At 68.1% G+C, this 15707-nt stretch carries 12 protein-coding genes and 1 pseudogene; 5 read left to right on the top strand and 8 right to left on the bottom strand.

Annotated elements, in window-relative coordinates; genetic code table 11:
* Positions 1-72: 72 nt before the first annotated feature.
* A complete protein-coding gene (locus OHA25_RS47970; protein WP_327583511.1) occupies positions 73-3159 on the bottom strand; it encodes a BTAD domain-containing putative transcriptional regulator in 3087 nt (1028 codons plus the stop codon).
* A gap of 72 nt (positions 3160-3231) precedes the next feature.
* On the opposite strand from OHA25_RS47970, the gene OHA25_RS47965 reads away from it, so the two are divergent.
* Positions 3232-3822: an NADPH-dependent FMN reductase gene (locus tag OHA25_RS47965; protein ID WP_327583510.1), complete on the top strand. Its 591-nt coding sequence runs from the start codon at positions 3232-3234 to the stop codon at positions 3820-3822.
* On the top strand, positions 3819-4364 hold the full coding sequence (locus OHA25_RS47960; RefSeq protein WP_327583509.1) for a dihydrofolate reductase family protein: 546 nt from the start codon (positions 3819-3821) through the stop codon (positions 4362-4364). The genes OHA25_RS47965 and OHA25_RS47960 overlap by 4 nt, the downstream gene beginning before the upstream one ends.
* A gap of 512 nt (positions 4365-4876) precedes the next feature.
* Here the strand turns inward: OHA25_RS47960 and OHA25_RS47955 are convergent.
* The 4 genes and pseudogenes from OHA25_RS47955 to OHA25_RS61700 all read right to left on the bottom strand — a co-directional run.
* Positions 4877-5038 carry a hypothetical protein gene (locus tag OHA25_RS47955; RefSeq protein ID WP_327583508.1) on the bottom strand — a complete coding sequence of 54 codons (162 nt, stop codon included), beginning with the start codon at positions 5036-5038 and terminating at the stop codon, positions 4877-4879.
* 301 nt (positions 5039-5339) lie between these two features.
* Positions 5340-5837, bottom strand: coding sequence for a hypothetical protein (locus OHA25_RS47950; RefSeq protein WP_327583507.1), 498 nt, complete (start codon positions 5835-5837; stop codon positions 5340-5342).
* A 78-nt stretch (positions 5838-5915) separates the two neighbouring features.
* Positions 5916-6074: a hypothetical protein gene (locus tag OHA25_RS47945; RefSeq protein WP_327583506.1), complete on the bottom strand. Its 159-nt coding sequence runs from the start codon at positions 6072-6074 to the stop codon at positions 5916-5918.
* 50 nt (positions 6075-6124) lie between these two features.
* A pseudogene (locus OHA25_RS61700) lies at positions 6125-6202 on the bottom strand (hypothetical protein); the annotation flags it as partial.
* Between the two features lie 155 nt (positions 6203-6357).
* Here OHA25_RS61700 and OHA25_RS47940 point away from each other — a divergent pair.
* From OHA25_RS47940 to OHA25_RS47930, 3 genes are all read left to right on the top strand, one after another.
* A complete protein-coding gene (locus OHA25_RS47940; RefSeq protein WP_327583505.1) occupies positions 6358-7176 on the top strand; it encodes a GNAT family N-acetyltransferase in 819 nt (272 codons plus the stop codon).
* A gap of 1088 nt (positions 7177-8264) precedes the next feature.
* Positions 8265-9674, top strand: coding sequence for a hypothetical protein (locus tag OHA25_RS47935; RefSeq protein WP_327583504.1), 1410 nt, complete (start codon positions 8265-8267; stop codon positions 9672-9674).
* Positions 9674-11674 (top strand): P-loop NTPase fold protein, encoded by a 2001-nt coding sequence (locus tag OHA25_RS47930; protein ID WP_327583503.1) that lies wholly within the window; start codon positions 9674-9676, stop codon positions 11672-11674. Before OHA25_RS47935 ends, OHA25_RS47930 begins: the two co-directional genes overlap by 1 nt.
* Positions 11675-11763: 89 nt before the next feature.
* Here the strand turns inward: OHA25_RS47930 and OHA25_RS47925 are convergent, their stop codons facing one another.
* The 3 genes from OHA25_RS47925 to OHA25_RS47915 are packed head-to-tail and all read right to left on the bottom strand — an operon-like array spanning position 11764 to position 15460.
* Positions 11764-13029, bottom strand: coding sequence for an NAD(P)/FAD-dependent oxidoreductase (locus tag OHA25_RS47925; RefSeq protein WP_327583502.1), 1266 nt, complete (start codon positions 13027-13029; stop codon positions 11764-11766).
* 1 nt (position 13030) lies between these two features.
* The gene (locus tag OHA25_RS47920) at positions 13031-14542 is read right to left on the bottom strand and encodes an amino acid ABC transporter permease/ATP-binding protein (protein WP_327583501.1); all 1512 of its coding nucleotides are present in this window, start codon (positions 14540-14542) and stop codon (positions 13031-13033) included.
* Positions 14543-14560: 18 nt separating this feature from the next.
* Entirely contained in the window at positions 14561-15460 is a 900-nt protein-coding gene (locus tag OHA25_RS47915) for a substrate-binding periplasmic protein (protein WP_327583500.1), read from the bottom strand.
* Between the last annotated feature and the right edge of the window lie 247 nt (positions 15461-15707).

Raw genomic sequence — 15707 nt, 5'->3', positions numbered from 1 at the left:
ATGCGAGAGACGGCGCAGCGCCCGCCACTCCGATGCTGTCATTGTTCCCCGCCCTCCCGGACCACGACGTGCTCATGTGATCGTCTCGTCCAGGGTCTGGTGGCGGCCGGCGGTGTATTCAGTGGTGAAGATCTCTTCGCCCAGGATCTGGCGACAGGTTGCGGCGATTCTGTCGGCGTCGGCACGTTCCGCTGGGGACTGCGGGAGGGCGGTGGCCTCGCGGGACGCAGCAGCCGCGCCGAGGAGCCGGGCGGCGTGGGCGTGGGCGCCCGCGAGGGCCACGGCCCCGGCCAGGCCCACCGTGGCGGAGATCGCGCTGTGCGGGGCGTCGAGCTTGCGTGCCGCGCTGTACGCCTCCAGGTGCAGGGCGCGGGCGGCCTCGGCGTCGCCGCGTTCCTCGGCGGTGAAGCCCAGTTCGACCAGGACCATCGAGAGGTACAGGGGCTCGGCGCCGCCTCCTGACTTCGCCCGCCGTACCAGGTTGCCGAGGTGTTCCTCGGCGAGATCGAGCTCGCCCTGCCTGCGGGCGGCGTAGCCGAGGCCGATCTCGGCGAGGATCTCGCCGCCCGCGTAGTCCTGCTCCGTGGCGAGGCGGAGGGCGCGCTCGCACAGCTTCCAGGCCTTCGCGTAGTCGCCCAGTTGCACATGGGTCCAGCCGAGCCAGGCCAGTTGACCGCTGACCTCCGGCCACAGGCCCAGCTCCTCCGCCATGTGCACGCCTTCCCCGTGCAGCCTGGCGGCGCGGTCGTTGTCGCCGGTCAGCTCTGCCAGGCCGCCCAGCCAGCCCGATGCCTGCAGTTGGCCCCATCGATCGCCGAGTTCGGTGAACAGCTCCGCGCTTCTGGTCGCTGCCCGCTCGAGTGTGGTCAGGTCGCCGCGTACGTGCGCGAACTGGGCGCGAGTGCTCAGCGCCGCCGCCTCGCCCCACCGGTCGCCCGCGGCGCGCAGGGCCTCCAGAGCCCTGTCGAGCAGGTCTTCAGCGGCTTCCATCTCACCCAGGTTCACCAGCGCGAGGGCCAGGAACCACGCGGCCCTGGCCCGCTCGCCCAGCTCTCCGGCGAACACCTCCGCTGCCTGCTCCCGGCGTGCCACCCACTCGGCACCCCCGCCCTTCAGAACGGAGATGCCCATAAGCCACGCCATCGCCACAGACCGCACCCCGCCACCCGCCGCGGTGAGGGCGGTTTCGAGTGAGCGACTGGCTTCGGTCAGGCGACCGCGGAGGTACCAGTACCAGGTGAGGGCATTGGCGAGACGGAGGGTCAGGTCCGGGTGAGCGCCGTCCACGACGGCGCGGAGGTTGGCGGCCTCCGCGTCGAGCAGGCCGAGCCACTGGCGCTGGTTGGGGCCGTAGAGATGGGGGGCGGCTCGTTCAGCGAGATCGGTGTAATAAGCATGGTGACGGTGCCGTACCTCATTCAGGTCGCCCGCCTCTCGCATGCGTTCCACGCAGTAAGCGGCGACGGACTCCAGCAGGCGGAACCGGTTTCCCGCCCTGGCCACCAGCGACCTGTCGACGAGGCGGGCGAGCAGGTCGAGGACGTCATCGGCGGCCACGCCGTCGCCGGGGCACACGGCCTCCGCCGCCTCCAGGATGCACCCGTCGGCGTGTACGGCCAGGCGGCGCAGCACGAGCCGCTCCTGCTCGGTCAGTAGCTCCCAACTCCAGTCGATCATGGCGGTCAGCGTCTTCTGGCGGGGAGGCGCACCCCGATGCCCGGTCGCCAGCAGCCTGAAGCGGTCGTCCAGCCGGTCCACCAGGCCGTCCACGCCCAGCGCCCGCACCCTGGTGGCGGCCAGCTCCAGCGCCAGCGGGATCCCGTCCAGCCGCTTGCACAGCAACGAGACGGCGGGGGCGGTCGAGTCGTCGAGCCGGAAATCGCTCTGTGCGGCCGCCGCCCTGGCCGCGAACAACCGGACCGCGCTGTCCTGCTCCAGCGGCGGCACGTTCCACACCACCTCGCCAGGCAGCGCCAGCGGCTCCCTGCTCGTCGCCAGGATTCGGAGTGCCGGCGCGGCCCGCAGCAGCGCCTCCGCCAGATCCGCCACCTGTTCCACGACGTGCTCGCAGTTGTCCAGCACCAGCAGCACCTGCCGGTTGCGCAGCGCACGCGCCAGCCGGTCGCGTGCCGAGAGCGGCTCGCCGCCCGGGTCGCGGATCTCCATGACCGCCATCACGAGCTCGGCCACCTCGCCGGACCGGGGCATGGAGGCCAGCTCGACCAGCCAGACGCCGTCGGCGTGGGCGGAGACCAGCCGGCCCGCCGTCTCCACGGCCAGCCGCGTCTTGCCCACCCCGCCGGACCCGCAGAGCGTCACCAGCCGATTCGTCCCGAGCTGTGCGGATACCGCGGCCAATGACTCGTCCCGTCCGATCAGCTCGGTGAGCGGAGCGGGCAAGTTGGTGGCGTGCCGCAATGCTGGAGCGAGGTCAGGGTCCTGGGCGAGGATGGCCCGCTGCAACTCGGCCAGCTCGGGGCTGGGGTCCAGGCCGAGCTCCTCGCCGAGCCGTTCGCGCAGGTCGGCGTAGCTGTACAGCGCCTCGCTCTGCCGTCCGGCCCGATACAGGGCCTTCAGGTGTACGGCACGCAGTCGCTCACGAAGCGGATGTCGCGCCACCAGGTCGGCCAGCTCCCCGGCGAGCAGGGCGTGTTCTCCCAGCTGCAGCCGGGCCTCGGCGTGCGCTTCCACGGCGGCCAGGCGCTGCTCCTCCAGCCGGGCGATCGCCGCCCTGGCGAACTCCTCGTCGGCGAAATCGGCGAACGCCGGGCCCCGCCACAGGGCCAGCGCGTCGGCCAGCAGCGCGGCCCGCGTTCCCGGGTCTTTCGCCGCTTGGGCCTGCTTGGTGAGCTCGGTGAACCGGCGCGCGTCCACGGCGTCCGCCTCCACCTGCAGCAGGTAGCCCGCGGGCCGGTGCGCCACCAGGTTCCGATCGCCCAGCGCCTTGCGCAGCTGCGAGACCCTGACCTGCAGCGTGGCCGATGGATTGGCGGGGGCGTCGTCTCCCCACAGGTCGTCGACCAGCCGGTCGGCCGACACCGGGCGGCCCTCGTGCAGGAGCAGGTCGGCCAGGAGAGCGCGGACCTTCAGCCCACGGATCGTGACGGGCGCGCCGTCCGCGTCCCACACCATCAGCGGGCCAAGCACCCCAAACCGCATGACCGTCACCCTATGCCGGAGCGGTAAGCGCGGTGGAAGAAATCGGTAAGGGCCGCCCAGCACAGTAGTCACATGGCAAGCAACGAACGGCTGCGGGTGGCGGTGATCATCGGTAGCACCAGAAGCGGCAGGTTCGGCCCGACGGTGGCCGAGTGGTTCGCCGCCCAGGCCCGCAGGCGAAGGGAGCTGGAGGTCGACGTCGTCGATCTGGCCGAGGCGCGGCTGCCCGAGGTCCTCACCGACGAGGACGAGGAGCTGCCTGCCGAGGTGCGGGCGCTGGCTCCGCGGCTGGCCGCGGCGGACGGCTTCGTGGTGGTGACCCCCGAGTACAACCACAGCTTCCCCGCACCGCTCAAGACCGCCATCGACTGGTACTACGCGGAGTGGCAGGCCAAACCGGTCGCCTTCGTGTCGTACGGCAGAGAGTCGGGCGGCCTGCACGCGGTCGCCCAGCTCCGTGAGATCTTCGCCGTGCTGCGGGCGGTGGCCGTCACCGAGGCGGTCAGCCTGCCCTGCTACTGGGATCTCTTCGACGCCGACGGCTCGTGGCCCAAACGGGGCGCGAGCTGCCATGCGGCGGCCGGAATCACGCTTGACCAGCTGTCATGGTGGGCCCGTACGCTGCGGGACGCCAGAAACGATTACCAATGGAGAGAACAATGAGGAAAGTCATCGCTTCGACCTTCACCACGCTCGACGGCTATATCGACGAGCCGCAGAACTGGTCGTTCGACTACCGGACGGACGATGCCATGCAGTACGCCCTGGACCTGATGCGCAGGTCGGACGCCCTGCTGGCGGGGCGGCTCACCTACGAGGGGTTCGCGTCGGTCTGGCCGACCAGGCCCAGCGACGAGTTCTCCGACCGGATCAACGGCATGCACCATTACGTGGTCAGCGACACCCTGGAGAAGGCCGACATCTGGGGCACCTCCACCATCATCAGGGGCGAGAACCTCGTCGAGGAGGTCACCAAGCTCAAGCAGCAGCCGGGCGGCGACATCATCATCTACGGCAACGGGCGGCTGACCGACGCGCTGTCGCAGGCCGGGCTGCTCGACGAGTACCACCTGTGGGTGCACCCCCTCATCCTCGGTGAGGGTGAGCCGCTGTTCAGGCGTGAGTCGAAGGCCAAGCTGAAGCTGCTGGAGAACAAGACGTTCAGCTCCGGCCTGGTCATCCTGGTCTACCAGCCCGAGCAGTAGACCAGGATGATCATTGCGAACCCGCCCCGGTCAGCGGAATCCGCCGAAGGCCAACGCTGTGGTGGAGGGTAATCGAGGCCCGCCCGCTGGGGTGACGGTCAGATCTTGTCGTCATCTTCGGCACCGTCCGGATCGCGCAGGTCGCGGATGGTGCCGGGCCAGGTCGGGAAGCAGGAAGTTGTAGGCGCCGTGCACGCCGAGGTGCCGGCTGACGAAGGGCGATAACCGGGGCGGACGCCGAGGCGAACTGCAATGCGGAGCGCTGGGTCCGGACGGTGCGAGCTGAGTGCACGGGCCGCATGTTGATCTACGGCGAGCGTCACCTGCGTTCGGCCTGAACGAGTATCGCGATCACTACAACGCGCACCGGTCGCATCAGGCTCGTGGGCAGCGACTGCCCGATCTCGATGAGCACTGTCCCTGCCGATAATGTCATCTGTGCAGGTCATCCAGCTGGCCCAACTGATCCCGACGCGTGCCGGCCCTCTTCGGCCGCCCACACAGCCTATGGATCAGCTTCTGAACGCGGCGTGCCCCATCAGCCCTCCGAACAGCAGCTTCGTCCCCGGCACCGCGGTCGTGATGGCCGACGGCACGGACAGACCCATCGAAGAGGTCGACGTCGGCGATCGCCTCCTGGCCACCGACAGCCGCTGCTCTACCCGTACTGGCATGAGGCGGCGACCGTCTCCGACCGGCTCTCGCCCTCCGACGCCGGGTTCATTCCGATGCCAGGTGGGGGTTTGTCTAGAGAACGGTGTTTCTCGATCTTGATTTGCTCTATCGGGTGGTGGGGGTCAGGCGTGTACCGCGTCAAATACAAATAAGAGCATGTTTGAGAAGATCAGCTTGAGGGGGTGGAGTTGTGCACTTCAAGGAGTCGCATCAGCCCACGGAGCCGCTTGGCAGGCTGCGGACATGTTCGGGCAGCGCGGCTTGGCACGTATGCGGCCACCGTGGTCGCAGCGTCGACCATCAGGAGGCTGAGGCCTCCCTGACCGCGGCGGACAGCCAGACGGTCAGCCCGGTGAGGGTCACGATGGCGATGACGATCAGTGCAGGAAAGTACCAACCCGGGAAAAGCGGCCCGAGATCGGTATCGCCAGAAGGATAAAGCACGATCGCGTAAGTGCTCAGTACGGCCAGGGCGAGACTCATCAGGTAGACCATGCCGGCGGCCGTGCACAGCACGAGGCCGCTGGCGGTGGATGGGCGATTCAGCCAGCCCCCCAGTGCGGCGAGTACGGCCGCCTCGGCGGCGAGGATGAGGGCGATGGCGCCCACCCATCCCCTCGCCGAATCGATCGCCCCGTCCAGTCGGCCTGGCAGCAGGTCGTTCCAGCCTTCGTGCCCGGGGTTGAGCCCCGCCTGGGCGGCCAACTGGAGCGCGATCAGGGTCACTCCGGCGTACAGCAACGGCGCTGCCAGAGCGCACAGTAGGGCGGGCGAGCGTTTCAGGTGTCGCAGATCCATGATCGATTAGACGGCCGATTCACACTGAGCGTTCCGCGACGGATCACCTCCAGGCGCCTGAGATGGTGATCATCTCTGTCAGTTGCAGATGTAACGGGCCTGGCGTTGGGCGGGTCCGCCGCGAGTAAGGCGGCGGGCAATACCGGCGATGGCGGCCCAGCGGATGATCGCCGCGGACACCGCGGGATCGCGTTCGTAGTCGCGAGCCAGATGGCACAAGCGGAACCGGTGGACCATGGCCCGTACTCGATGGGCAGGTCCCGCCGCGGGCTACCGGTACGAAACCGCCCCACCACCGTGTTGATCTGCCGCCGCGGATCCGGAATCGGGCCTCGCTCACCCAGGGGCAAGTGAGGCTCGATCATGGACCGCTCCTCGTCGGTGAGGTCTCTGCGCGTCATGGCGAAGGTCTGTCAGAACCGCAGACCGGAGCGCAGGGCGTCTCTGTGTTCTCGACTCCGTACAGGCTCTGGTACTTCCGGGGCTGTGCCGCAGTGGCCGACGGAGTAGGTTCTCGCCTGTGAGTGGTATTCGACTTCTCGGTCCCGAGGAGCTGCCCCTGTGCCAGCGGCTCGAAAGTGATCGCGAGTGGTCCACCGACGAGGCCAAATGGCGGCTGATGTTCGAGACGGGCGAGGTCTACGCCGTCGACGCGGCCGACGGCGACGGTCTGGCCGGGTGCGTCGTGGTGACCCGCTACGGCGATTCGCTGGCCGATGTCGGCATGATGCTGGTCGCCAGCAGGTACGGCAGGCAGGGGCTCGGCACGCGGCTGATGGAGCACGCCCTGGAGGCCGCCGGGGACCGCATTGTGGAGCTGACCGCGACCCGGTTCGGGCGCCCTGTCTACGAGCGGCTGGGCTTCCGGCCTACGGGCAACTTGACGATCACTATGGGCCCGATGGAGGGGGCGGCGGGGTCGTCCGGAGTCCGCGTGGCGACACCGGACGATCACGCCGCGCTCCTCGGCCTGGACGCTGAGGTCACCGGGGCCGACCGGAGTAAGGCGCTGAACGCCCTGCTGGCCACGGCCGAGCGCACGATCGTTACCGACGGCGGCTTCGCCGTGGCCTGGAACGCCGGCCCCCACCGTGTCATCGGCCCGGTCGTCGCGCCCACGGAGGAAGCCGCCCGCGAGCTCATCCTGGCCGCCGCCCACGGCGCCGACCGCGACGTGCGGATCGATCTGCTGGACGCCTACCCGGGCTTGCGCCCGTGGCTCACTGGGCTGGGGCCCACCGAGGGACCCGCGGCTCTGCCGACGATGGTCTACGGCGCCCACCGCCACCCGGGCGACCGCGGGCGATACGTCGCGCCCATCCTCATCTCGATGGGCTGACCGGCCATCAGGTCGGCCGCCGCCCAGGCGAAGACGCGGACCCGCGCGGTCCGGCCTCCGGGCGGCTCACCAACCCTGCCGGCCGGGTTCGTGCGTAACACGGCCGGGATGCTGATCGCCTGGCCGCCGCCGGCACTCACAACGGTGGTCGAGTTCGGGTTCCGCAGCCCGATCGGGACGTCGCCCTGACCGTCGAGAAATTCCAGGCCAGCCTGCGCCGCGCCAGCGGCACCCCCGTCACCGTCACCTCGATCGCCGGCCCGGTACGCCTGACCGGCAACGCCCGTCAGGCCTCAACCTACCGTCGCGGCCGAGTGCTGCTGGCCCGGCGACGCATGCGTGGGGACGCATTGGGGAGAGACACCCGCAAACGATCGGTATCAGCCATAGACAGTCAGACACATGGAACCCCCGTCACCGCACGTAAGTGCAGGTCAGGCGGGGGTTTTGGCTGATCTGGAAGAGTAGGGCGGGTGGGACTTGAACCCACGACCCACGGATTACGAGCGGTTTCGTTTGGTGTCGGCCGGTGTCAGAGAGTGTTGTTTTGTATCGTTGTGAGAGGGATTCTCTCCGCTGGAATGTCGCCCTGTGCGTATGCGTATCGCGCTGTATCGCGTACACGTGAGCAACCACCGAGCAACCGCGTGTTTTTGCCATGGTCATTATGGGCCTTTTGTCCACTATCTCGGTGGTCATGCGGCCAGGATTTCGTGATGAGGCTCCTACTTCATGACAGATCGACCGAACCACCGAGATTCACATGGCCGCTGCCCGGCCGGCCAATGGATGGATTCGGATCGCTGAGTGCCAGGCCTGGAAATCGCCGGCCACTCGCTGCCCTGGTGTCGTTCCCGGAGGTCAGTGAGGCGGCGCTGGGCGAAGGTGCCGGCATGCACGTCGCGGATGGCCAGGGCGCAAGTCGCGGAGGAGAGCGACGGCTTGGTCGTATGGGCGGGGCTTCTTGGTGCCGGTGGAGGTCTCCACCCGTTTGAACCCGAGATTGCGCCACAGGTGAATGCTCACGATCATGGTGCAGTATTGAGCCATTCCGTCAATTCCTCCGGGGGAGGGCGACCATGAGATCGATGAAGGATGCCCGGATACGTATCGCCATTGCGGCTCTGGCGTTAGCGCTGGTCATCGCGGCGGTGATCACGGTAGTGAACTCATCGAAGACGGATGAGGTTCTCGGCGTGAGCTATGGCGACACGATCTTCGACGATGGTCACGCGGAGGAGGATCCCGCCAAGAAGGCCACCCAGAACCGTATCAACTCCATCTTCGAGAAAATCCACCAAGAGAACACCCGGGTCGAGGGCCAGGCGCAGCATTATGTAAGGATCGCCCTGCTGATGCCGTTGACGATATCGAGGTCCAAGCAATCCGCCATCCCGCTCAGCCAGATCGAGCATGCGTTGCAGGGCGCGTACACAGCGCTGAAACGCGTGAACAGCACCGGGACGTACGGGAGCTTCCAGCGATTCCAGGTCCAGCTCGTCCTCGTCAACCAGGGCAGTCGGCAGAATGTCGACGACTGGCTCATCGACGAGATGCTGGACGAGTCGGAGCCTGACCATCCCCTGGAGGCCGTGATCGGGCTCGGCTCCAGTGTCGTCAATACCGAGACGGTGGTGGCGAAGCTCGGTGACAAGGGCCTTGCCATGGTGAGCGCCATCACCTCGGCCGACAGCCTCACCGGCATGAAGAACTTCTGGAGCGTTTCGCCGAGCAACATCCAGTACGTGCAGGCACTGGCGTCGTTCGTGCGCGGTCAGAATCTCAAGGCGGCCCTTCCGATAGCCGATGCCAACGACGATCCATTTACCAGTTCTCTGGCTGCGGCATTCAGAGAGCAGCTCAGGGGAGTGATCTACGTCAGCCCCGCCGAGCAGAAGTTCAACGGCGGCACCATCGACCAGCCGGCGACGCCCGGCGTGTTCGACCAGGTGATCAACAACGTATGCGGAGCGGTCAACGACCGCACGCATCCCGTGGACACGCTTCTCTACGCAGGGCGGGTTGCCGACTTCCCTGCCTTCATCACCGACCTGAGCAAGCGCACCTGCGTGGGAACCAAGCTGACCGTGCTGACGGCCGCGACCGGCTTCGCCAGCGCGAGTGGTCTGGCACCTCTGATGAGCAAGGGCAATATCGAGGTCTACTACGCCTCGTCCTCCGCCGCGCCTGGCTGGGAGGGAAAAACACCCCCGCCCGACTACCACGACTTCCTGAATGACTACCGCCGGGAGGGTTTCACCAACGATCAGGATCTGGGCGACGGTCTGGCGATCGCTCATCATGATGCTCTGGTCACCGCGGTGTACGCCGCGAGAAACGCCGTGAGCAAGCCCGTACCGAAACCCCAGGACTTGCCGACCCAACTCAACAACATCACCTTCACCCCCGTGCGAGGTGCGTCGGGCCCGATCAAGTTCGAGCAAGGCAGCGGAGGACGCCGCGTCGGGATGGATATCCCCATCAGGAGACTGTACTGATGTGCGACTTCGACTCGGTGATCGCGGAGGCCGTCACGGAAATCACCGCCGAAGCCATGGCTCAGGGCGCCACCCTGCCACGCGACTTCGAGGCCGCCGCCAGAAAGCATTTCTCGGTGGTGCTCACGCAGAACGACCGGGTGCACGATCATGATCAGCTCGCCGCCCGGCTGCCGCCCAGGGGTTGGCGTGCGGTGTGGCCTGCCGCCGATCTCACACTCTGCCTCCTCACGACGCTCGCGGCGTGCTGGCTCTTCGGCAGAGCAACCTCGCCGCTGTCCGACCCTCTGCCGGGAGCGCTGTGGGCTCTTGGCGGAATGGTGGTCGGCGCGGGATTGGCGTTCGGCATCGCCTGGATCCTGACGCCGGCCGAGGGCGGCTGGAGGCGGCCATTGGTCGGTCCCTCGGACGCCACCCTGGCGCTGATCGGATTGGTGACGGTGGGAGCGGGCGGATACCTCACGTTGACCGAACTCGGCTGGCCCGCCGCTCTGGCAAGTGTGGGTGTGAGCACATTGTTGTGGGTGGCGTTGTTCGGCAAACCTGTCCGGTCCTGGCTGCTGGCGTTGATCGACCCGCAAGCAGTCAGGCGGGACAAGGAGCGGTTGGACATCTCCTGCAAACAGGCCCGCGACTCCTTGCGCAACGCTCTTCGCGAAAGACTGCGCACCGAAGTCGACACGGCCAAGGCACAGCTCTACTCCACCACGCTGGCGGTAGCCCGGACTGAGAGCCTCGAACGCGTGTGGGACAGTGTGTCGACCTACGTCGACACACCCGCCGCGGACCGGGTACGAGCCGCGATAGGGGGGATGCGCGATGGCAGCATCGCGCTGTCCGGACCGCGCGGTGTCGGGAAGAGCGCACTCCTCAAGGCGCTGTGCGGGGACAGCAAGACGCGGAGCGTCGTGGTGGAAGCGCCCGTGCTCTATGACAAGAGAGACTTCATACTGCACCTGTTCGCGGCGGCGTGCAAAGTGGTGATCGACGGGGACGGGCCGCGGTCCATGCGCAGGCTGGCGCGGCTGCATCTGCGGCAGATCACCCACCTGCAGACACGCACGAGCGAAGGCGGGCTGACACTGCCGTGGCTGGGCCTGTCGCAGAAAGGTGGTGGCAGCTGGGCACGGCAGCCGCTGACGCATCCAGAAGTCGTCTCGGAGCTGAAGCGGTTCCTCGAACAGATCGCGATGGCCGAGCGGGGGAAGAGCTTGATGATCGGCATCGACGAACTGGACAGAATCCAGCCCGCTGAGGATGCGGAGAAGTTCCTCAACGAGATCAAGGTCATCTTCGACGTGCAGGGGTGCCTGTTCGTCCTTACGGTGTCGGACGAGGCGCTGCGCGCGGCCGACCTGGCCCACGTGGGAGAGCGCGGTGTGTTCGACAGCGCCATCGACGAGGTGGTGAGGTGCGAACCGCTGGACCAGAAACTGGCCGCTCGCCTGCTCGAACCGCGGGTAGTCGGCGTTCCTCTCCCTTTCGTCGGGCTGTTCAACGCGCTGGCCGGTGGCATACCTCGCGACCTGGTCCGCACCGCCAGGGCGGGAATCATCGTCACCGCGGACTCCGACAGAACCAACCAGTCGCTGCACAAGACCACTCAGCGGCTGGTCAAGCGCGAACTGGAACGCATAGTAGGCAGCGCGGACCAGCGCGTGCCCGCCGTGCTGGCGGCCCTGCTGTCACGCGACCGCGAGATCTCCGAGGACGATCTCGTCGTCGACGACGACGAGTCGACGATCGGCACGATGCTCCTCTTCCTCGCGACGGTGATACACGTCTTCCAGGACTCCACGATCTCGGCCAAGCTGCGAGCGCCGGAGGCGGAGGCCGTACTGACCGACCTGGCCAGGGCCAGGGCCGGCATCGGCGTGGCGAACCATCTGGCAAGGGCCGAGCTGGCGAGAATCCGAGCCTCGTGGGAGTCCTTGCCCCTCACCCGAGCTGACAACGGCGCTGCGCCTGTTGAGGGATCCCTCGGCACCCGTCGACGCTGACTCATGTTGTAGTGGCGCCGGTGCTGGAAGGCGGTCAGGAATGTCTCCGCACGGGCAGGTCATGACAAGCCGGTGGAACGCCGTCGACGTCAGCGGCTGAACGAGAAGGGCGCGAGCACCGCGGGGCGGCGGCCGCTCAGCAGGAAGTCGGCCAGGGCGCGGCCGGTGGCGGGTCCGAGCGTCACTCCCAGCATGCCGTGTCCCGTGGCGAGGAAGACGTTGTCGTGGCCGGGGAGCCGGTCGACGATCGGCAGGCCGTCCGGCAGCAGGGGCCTGCCTCCCACCCAGGGGTCGCGGATCAGCCGCGGCAGGTCGTCCTGGTCGTCGAACCAGTCGCCGAGGTAGCGGCGGCTGCCCCTGGCGATGGCGACGATGCGCTGCCAGTTCAGGCGGCGGTTGTCGCCGCTGAGCTCCATGGTTCCGGCGAGCCTGGTCGTGCCGCCGATCCGGGAGGCCACGATGCGCCGGTCACCCAGATACAGCGAGTGCTGCGGCGCCAGCTCGAGATCGACCGTGAAGCTGTAGCCCTTGCCCGCCTGCATGGCCAGGCGCAGCCCGAGCAGCCGCAGCAGGCGGGGCGTCCACATGCCGGCGGCGATGACCACCGCCCGGCAGGCGATCTCGCCGGTGCTGGTGCGGACGGCGGCCACCCGGCCTCCGGACGTACGAAAGCCGGTCACCGCGACGTGTTCGTGAATGCGGCCGCCGGCCTTGCGGACCACCTTGCCGAGCGATTCCACCAGCCGCCGGGGGTCCAGCACGCCCTCGCCCCGCACCAGGTACGCCGCCCGGACCTCGGGTGACAGCGCGGGGTCCAGCTTGTGCGCGTCGTCACCCACGACGACGTCGTCGGGCATTTCGTAGCGTCCTGCCGCCATCGCCTGCTGGACGTGGAGGTGGTGCAGGGCCTCCTGCTCGGACAGGAAGGCGTGCACGAGTCCCGGACGTTCGAGCGCGGTGTCGACGCCTGCCTCCGCGAGCTCGTCGAACAGGTCGAACGTGGGCCGGTTCAGCTCCGCGAGGGCCGCGTAGCCGCGCTGGAAGGTGGTCTCGCCGCTGTTGCGCCAGAACCGCCACAGCCAGGCGAGGAAGCGGGGATCCGCCGAAGGCCGGATGTAGAGGGGGGAGTCGGGGCGGCCCAGGGATCGCAAGCCGTACCGGGCCACCCCGGGGGCGGGCACGGGCGTGGAATGGCTGAGGCAGACCCAGCCCGCATTGCCCCAGGAGGCGCCGGAGGCGAGGCTCGAGCGCTCGGCCACCTCCACCTCGACGCCGGCGGCCGTCAGGTAGTGTGCCGCGCACAGTCCCACGACACCGCCGCCCACGATGAGGACGGGGTGTTCCGTGATCGCCACGTCATGCCTCCGCGCTGACCGCGAGATGGCTGGACAGGAAGGCACGCGTACGGGCTTCGCGCGGGCGCGACAGCACGTCGCCGGGCAGCCCTTCCTCGACGATGCGCCCGCCGTCGACGAAGACCACCCAGTCGGCCACGTCGCGGGCGAACGTCAGCTCGTGAGTCACCAGGATCATCGTCATCCCGTCGTCGGCGAGCTCCCGCATCACCGTCAGCACCTCGGCCGTCGACTCGGGGTCCAGTGACGAGGTGGGTTCGTCGAACAGCAGGACCGAAGGCTGCAGTGCGAGAGCGCGGGCGATGGCCACGCGCTGCTGTTCGCCGCCCGACATCTGCTCGGGGTAGGCGGTACCCCGGTGCGCCAGCCCCACCCGGCGCAGCAGCCCGACCGCGCGCTCCACGGCGGTCTGCTCGGCGACGCCCGCGAGCAGCTGGGCGAGCATCACGTTCTCCACCGCGGTCAGGTGCGGGAACAGGTTGAACCGCTGGAACACCATGCCGACCGAGCGGCGCAGCCGCGCCAGGTCACGGCTGACGATCCCCCGATCCGTGAAGATCGGCTCACCGTTGACCTCGATGAGCCCACGCTCGGGTCGTTCGAGGAGGTTGACGCAGCGCAGCAGCGTCGTCTTGCCGCCGCCGCTCTGCCCGATGATGCTGACGATCTTCCCGCGACCGACCATCAGGCTGACGGCGTCGAGCACCTGGCGGCCGTCGAACGACTTGCCGAGGTGCTCGATCCGGACCACGGTCTCCTGCTGGACGGGGCCGCCGGCCGTACCGGAGGGGGCGGGCGTGTCGCCGTCGGCGGAGAGCAGGGCCGCCGCGGCGCGGAGCCGCCGGCGGCGTCGCCAGGACAGCGGAGTCCCCGCGCGGATGCGGCGCTCGAACCAGAGCAGGCCCTGGGACAGCGGGTAGCACAACAGGAAGTAGATGCCCGCGATGACCAGGTACACCTCCAGCGCCCTGAAGGTGGCCGAGGTGATCAGGCGGGCCTCCGACATCAGCTCCGCGGCGGAGATCGTGACCAGGAGCGAGGTGGACTTCAGCAGGTCGACCAGCATGGTGTTGGTGCCGGGCAGCGCCAGCCGCAGCGCCTGGGGGAAGATCACCCAGGAGAACGTGCTGACCCGGCCCAACCCCAGCGCCTCGGCCGCCTCGCGCTGCCCGTGGTGGACGCCGGAGATGGCCGACCTGAAGGTCTCCGAGAGGTAGGCGGCGTAGAAGATCACGAGGCTGAGCGCCCCCGCGCTGAAGACGTCCAGCCGTATGCCGATGGAGCCCAGGCCGAAGTAGGTCACGAAGATGATGGCGAGCAGCGGGATGTTCTTGAACACCTCGGTGTACGTCGCCGCGGGCCAGCGGAGCGACCGGAGGCCGCTGAGCCGCATGAGCGCCAGCAGCAAGCCGAGGACGACCGCGCCGGCGAAACCGGCCACGGTGTACTCGAGGGTCTTCAACAGCCCGGCGGCGAGATCGCCGGCGTACTCCGGCCAGGGCACCTGGAACATGGGGATCTCCGTGGAGGCTCAGATGGACGGCGGGGCCCAGTCGGCCGGGCGGTCGACGCCCTGGCGGGTCTTGGCCATGGTCGGCGCGGGCTTCAGGAACTGGTCGGGGTCGGCGCCGTACTTCTTCACCAATGTGGTCATCTCGCCGCTGGCGTACATCTTGCGGATCTCTTCGGAGAAGGCCTTCTCCAGTGCGGTGGCCTGCTTCGGCAGGTAGAAGGCGGTCATGTACGGCCGGAAGTAGTCGTATGCCGGATGCGCCTTGACCGCGTCGTCGGTGGGCGGAGTGAGGTACTGCGTCGAGATCTTCAGATCAGGGCGCGCCTGCTGCGCCGCGAGGATGATCAGCGGGTCGAGGAACCCGACGTCGATGCGGGCGGCGCCCAGGTCGTCCAGGACCCCGTTGCCGTCCGGGTAGGCGTGCAGCTTGGCGCCCGGCACCTGCTGGATGGACTTGACCCACACGTATCCCTCGACCGTGCCGAGCTGGAGTCCCTGCAGGTCGTTGACGGTCTGGTACGTCTTGCCCGAGCGCACCGCCATGGCAGGAGGAGAGTAGTACGGCGGATCGGTGAACAGGCCGGACTTCTGGCGCTCCGCGGTCCAGGCGACGCCGCCCACGGTCATGTCGTAGCGGCGTGACTGGACTCCGGCGAGCATGCCCGCGAAGTCCGTGACCTCGACCTTGACCGTGAGCTTCAGCCGTTCGGCGACCGCGTTGACGATGTCGGCGTCGAGGCCGGTCATGCCGTCGCCCTGCTTGTCGGTGTAGGGGGCGTACGGCTGGATCGCCACGGTCAGCACGCCGGGCTCGATGGTGCCGAGGGGGTTGTCCGGGGTCGTCGCCGGCTGCTCGGCGGAGGTGGCGGTGGAGGAGCAGGACGCGGCCAGGAACACGGTGGCGAGCCCGGCGACCAATCTCGCCAGACGCGGACGAGGTACTCGAGAGGTCCACATGAGGCTTTCACCCTTCGCGGGGGAGATGGGGGGTTGTAGATCGCTGGCGTCGCTCGTTTGATCGCGGGGTGGACTGGTGGGCGACTCCTGGCTGATGGGTGAACACTAGGTGGCCAGCGCGTCCACGTCATTGGCCGACTAATACGAATCGTCACGATATTTGCGAAATGTCGTCGTATGATCCGTACAGCTCTGCCCTGATTCGCGT

Origin of the sequence: Nonomuraea sp. NBC_00507 (assembly GCF_036013525.1) — a bacterium.
Lineage (GTDB): Bacteria > Actinomycetota > Actinomycetes > Streptosporangiales > Streptosporangiaceae > Nonomuraea.
Note: the sequence above shows the minus strand (reverse complement) of the source record. Positions and strands in the feature narration are given on the sequence as shown.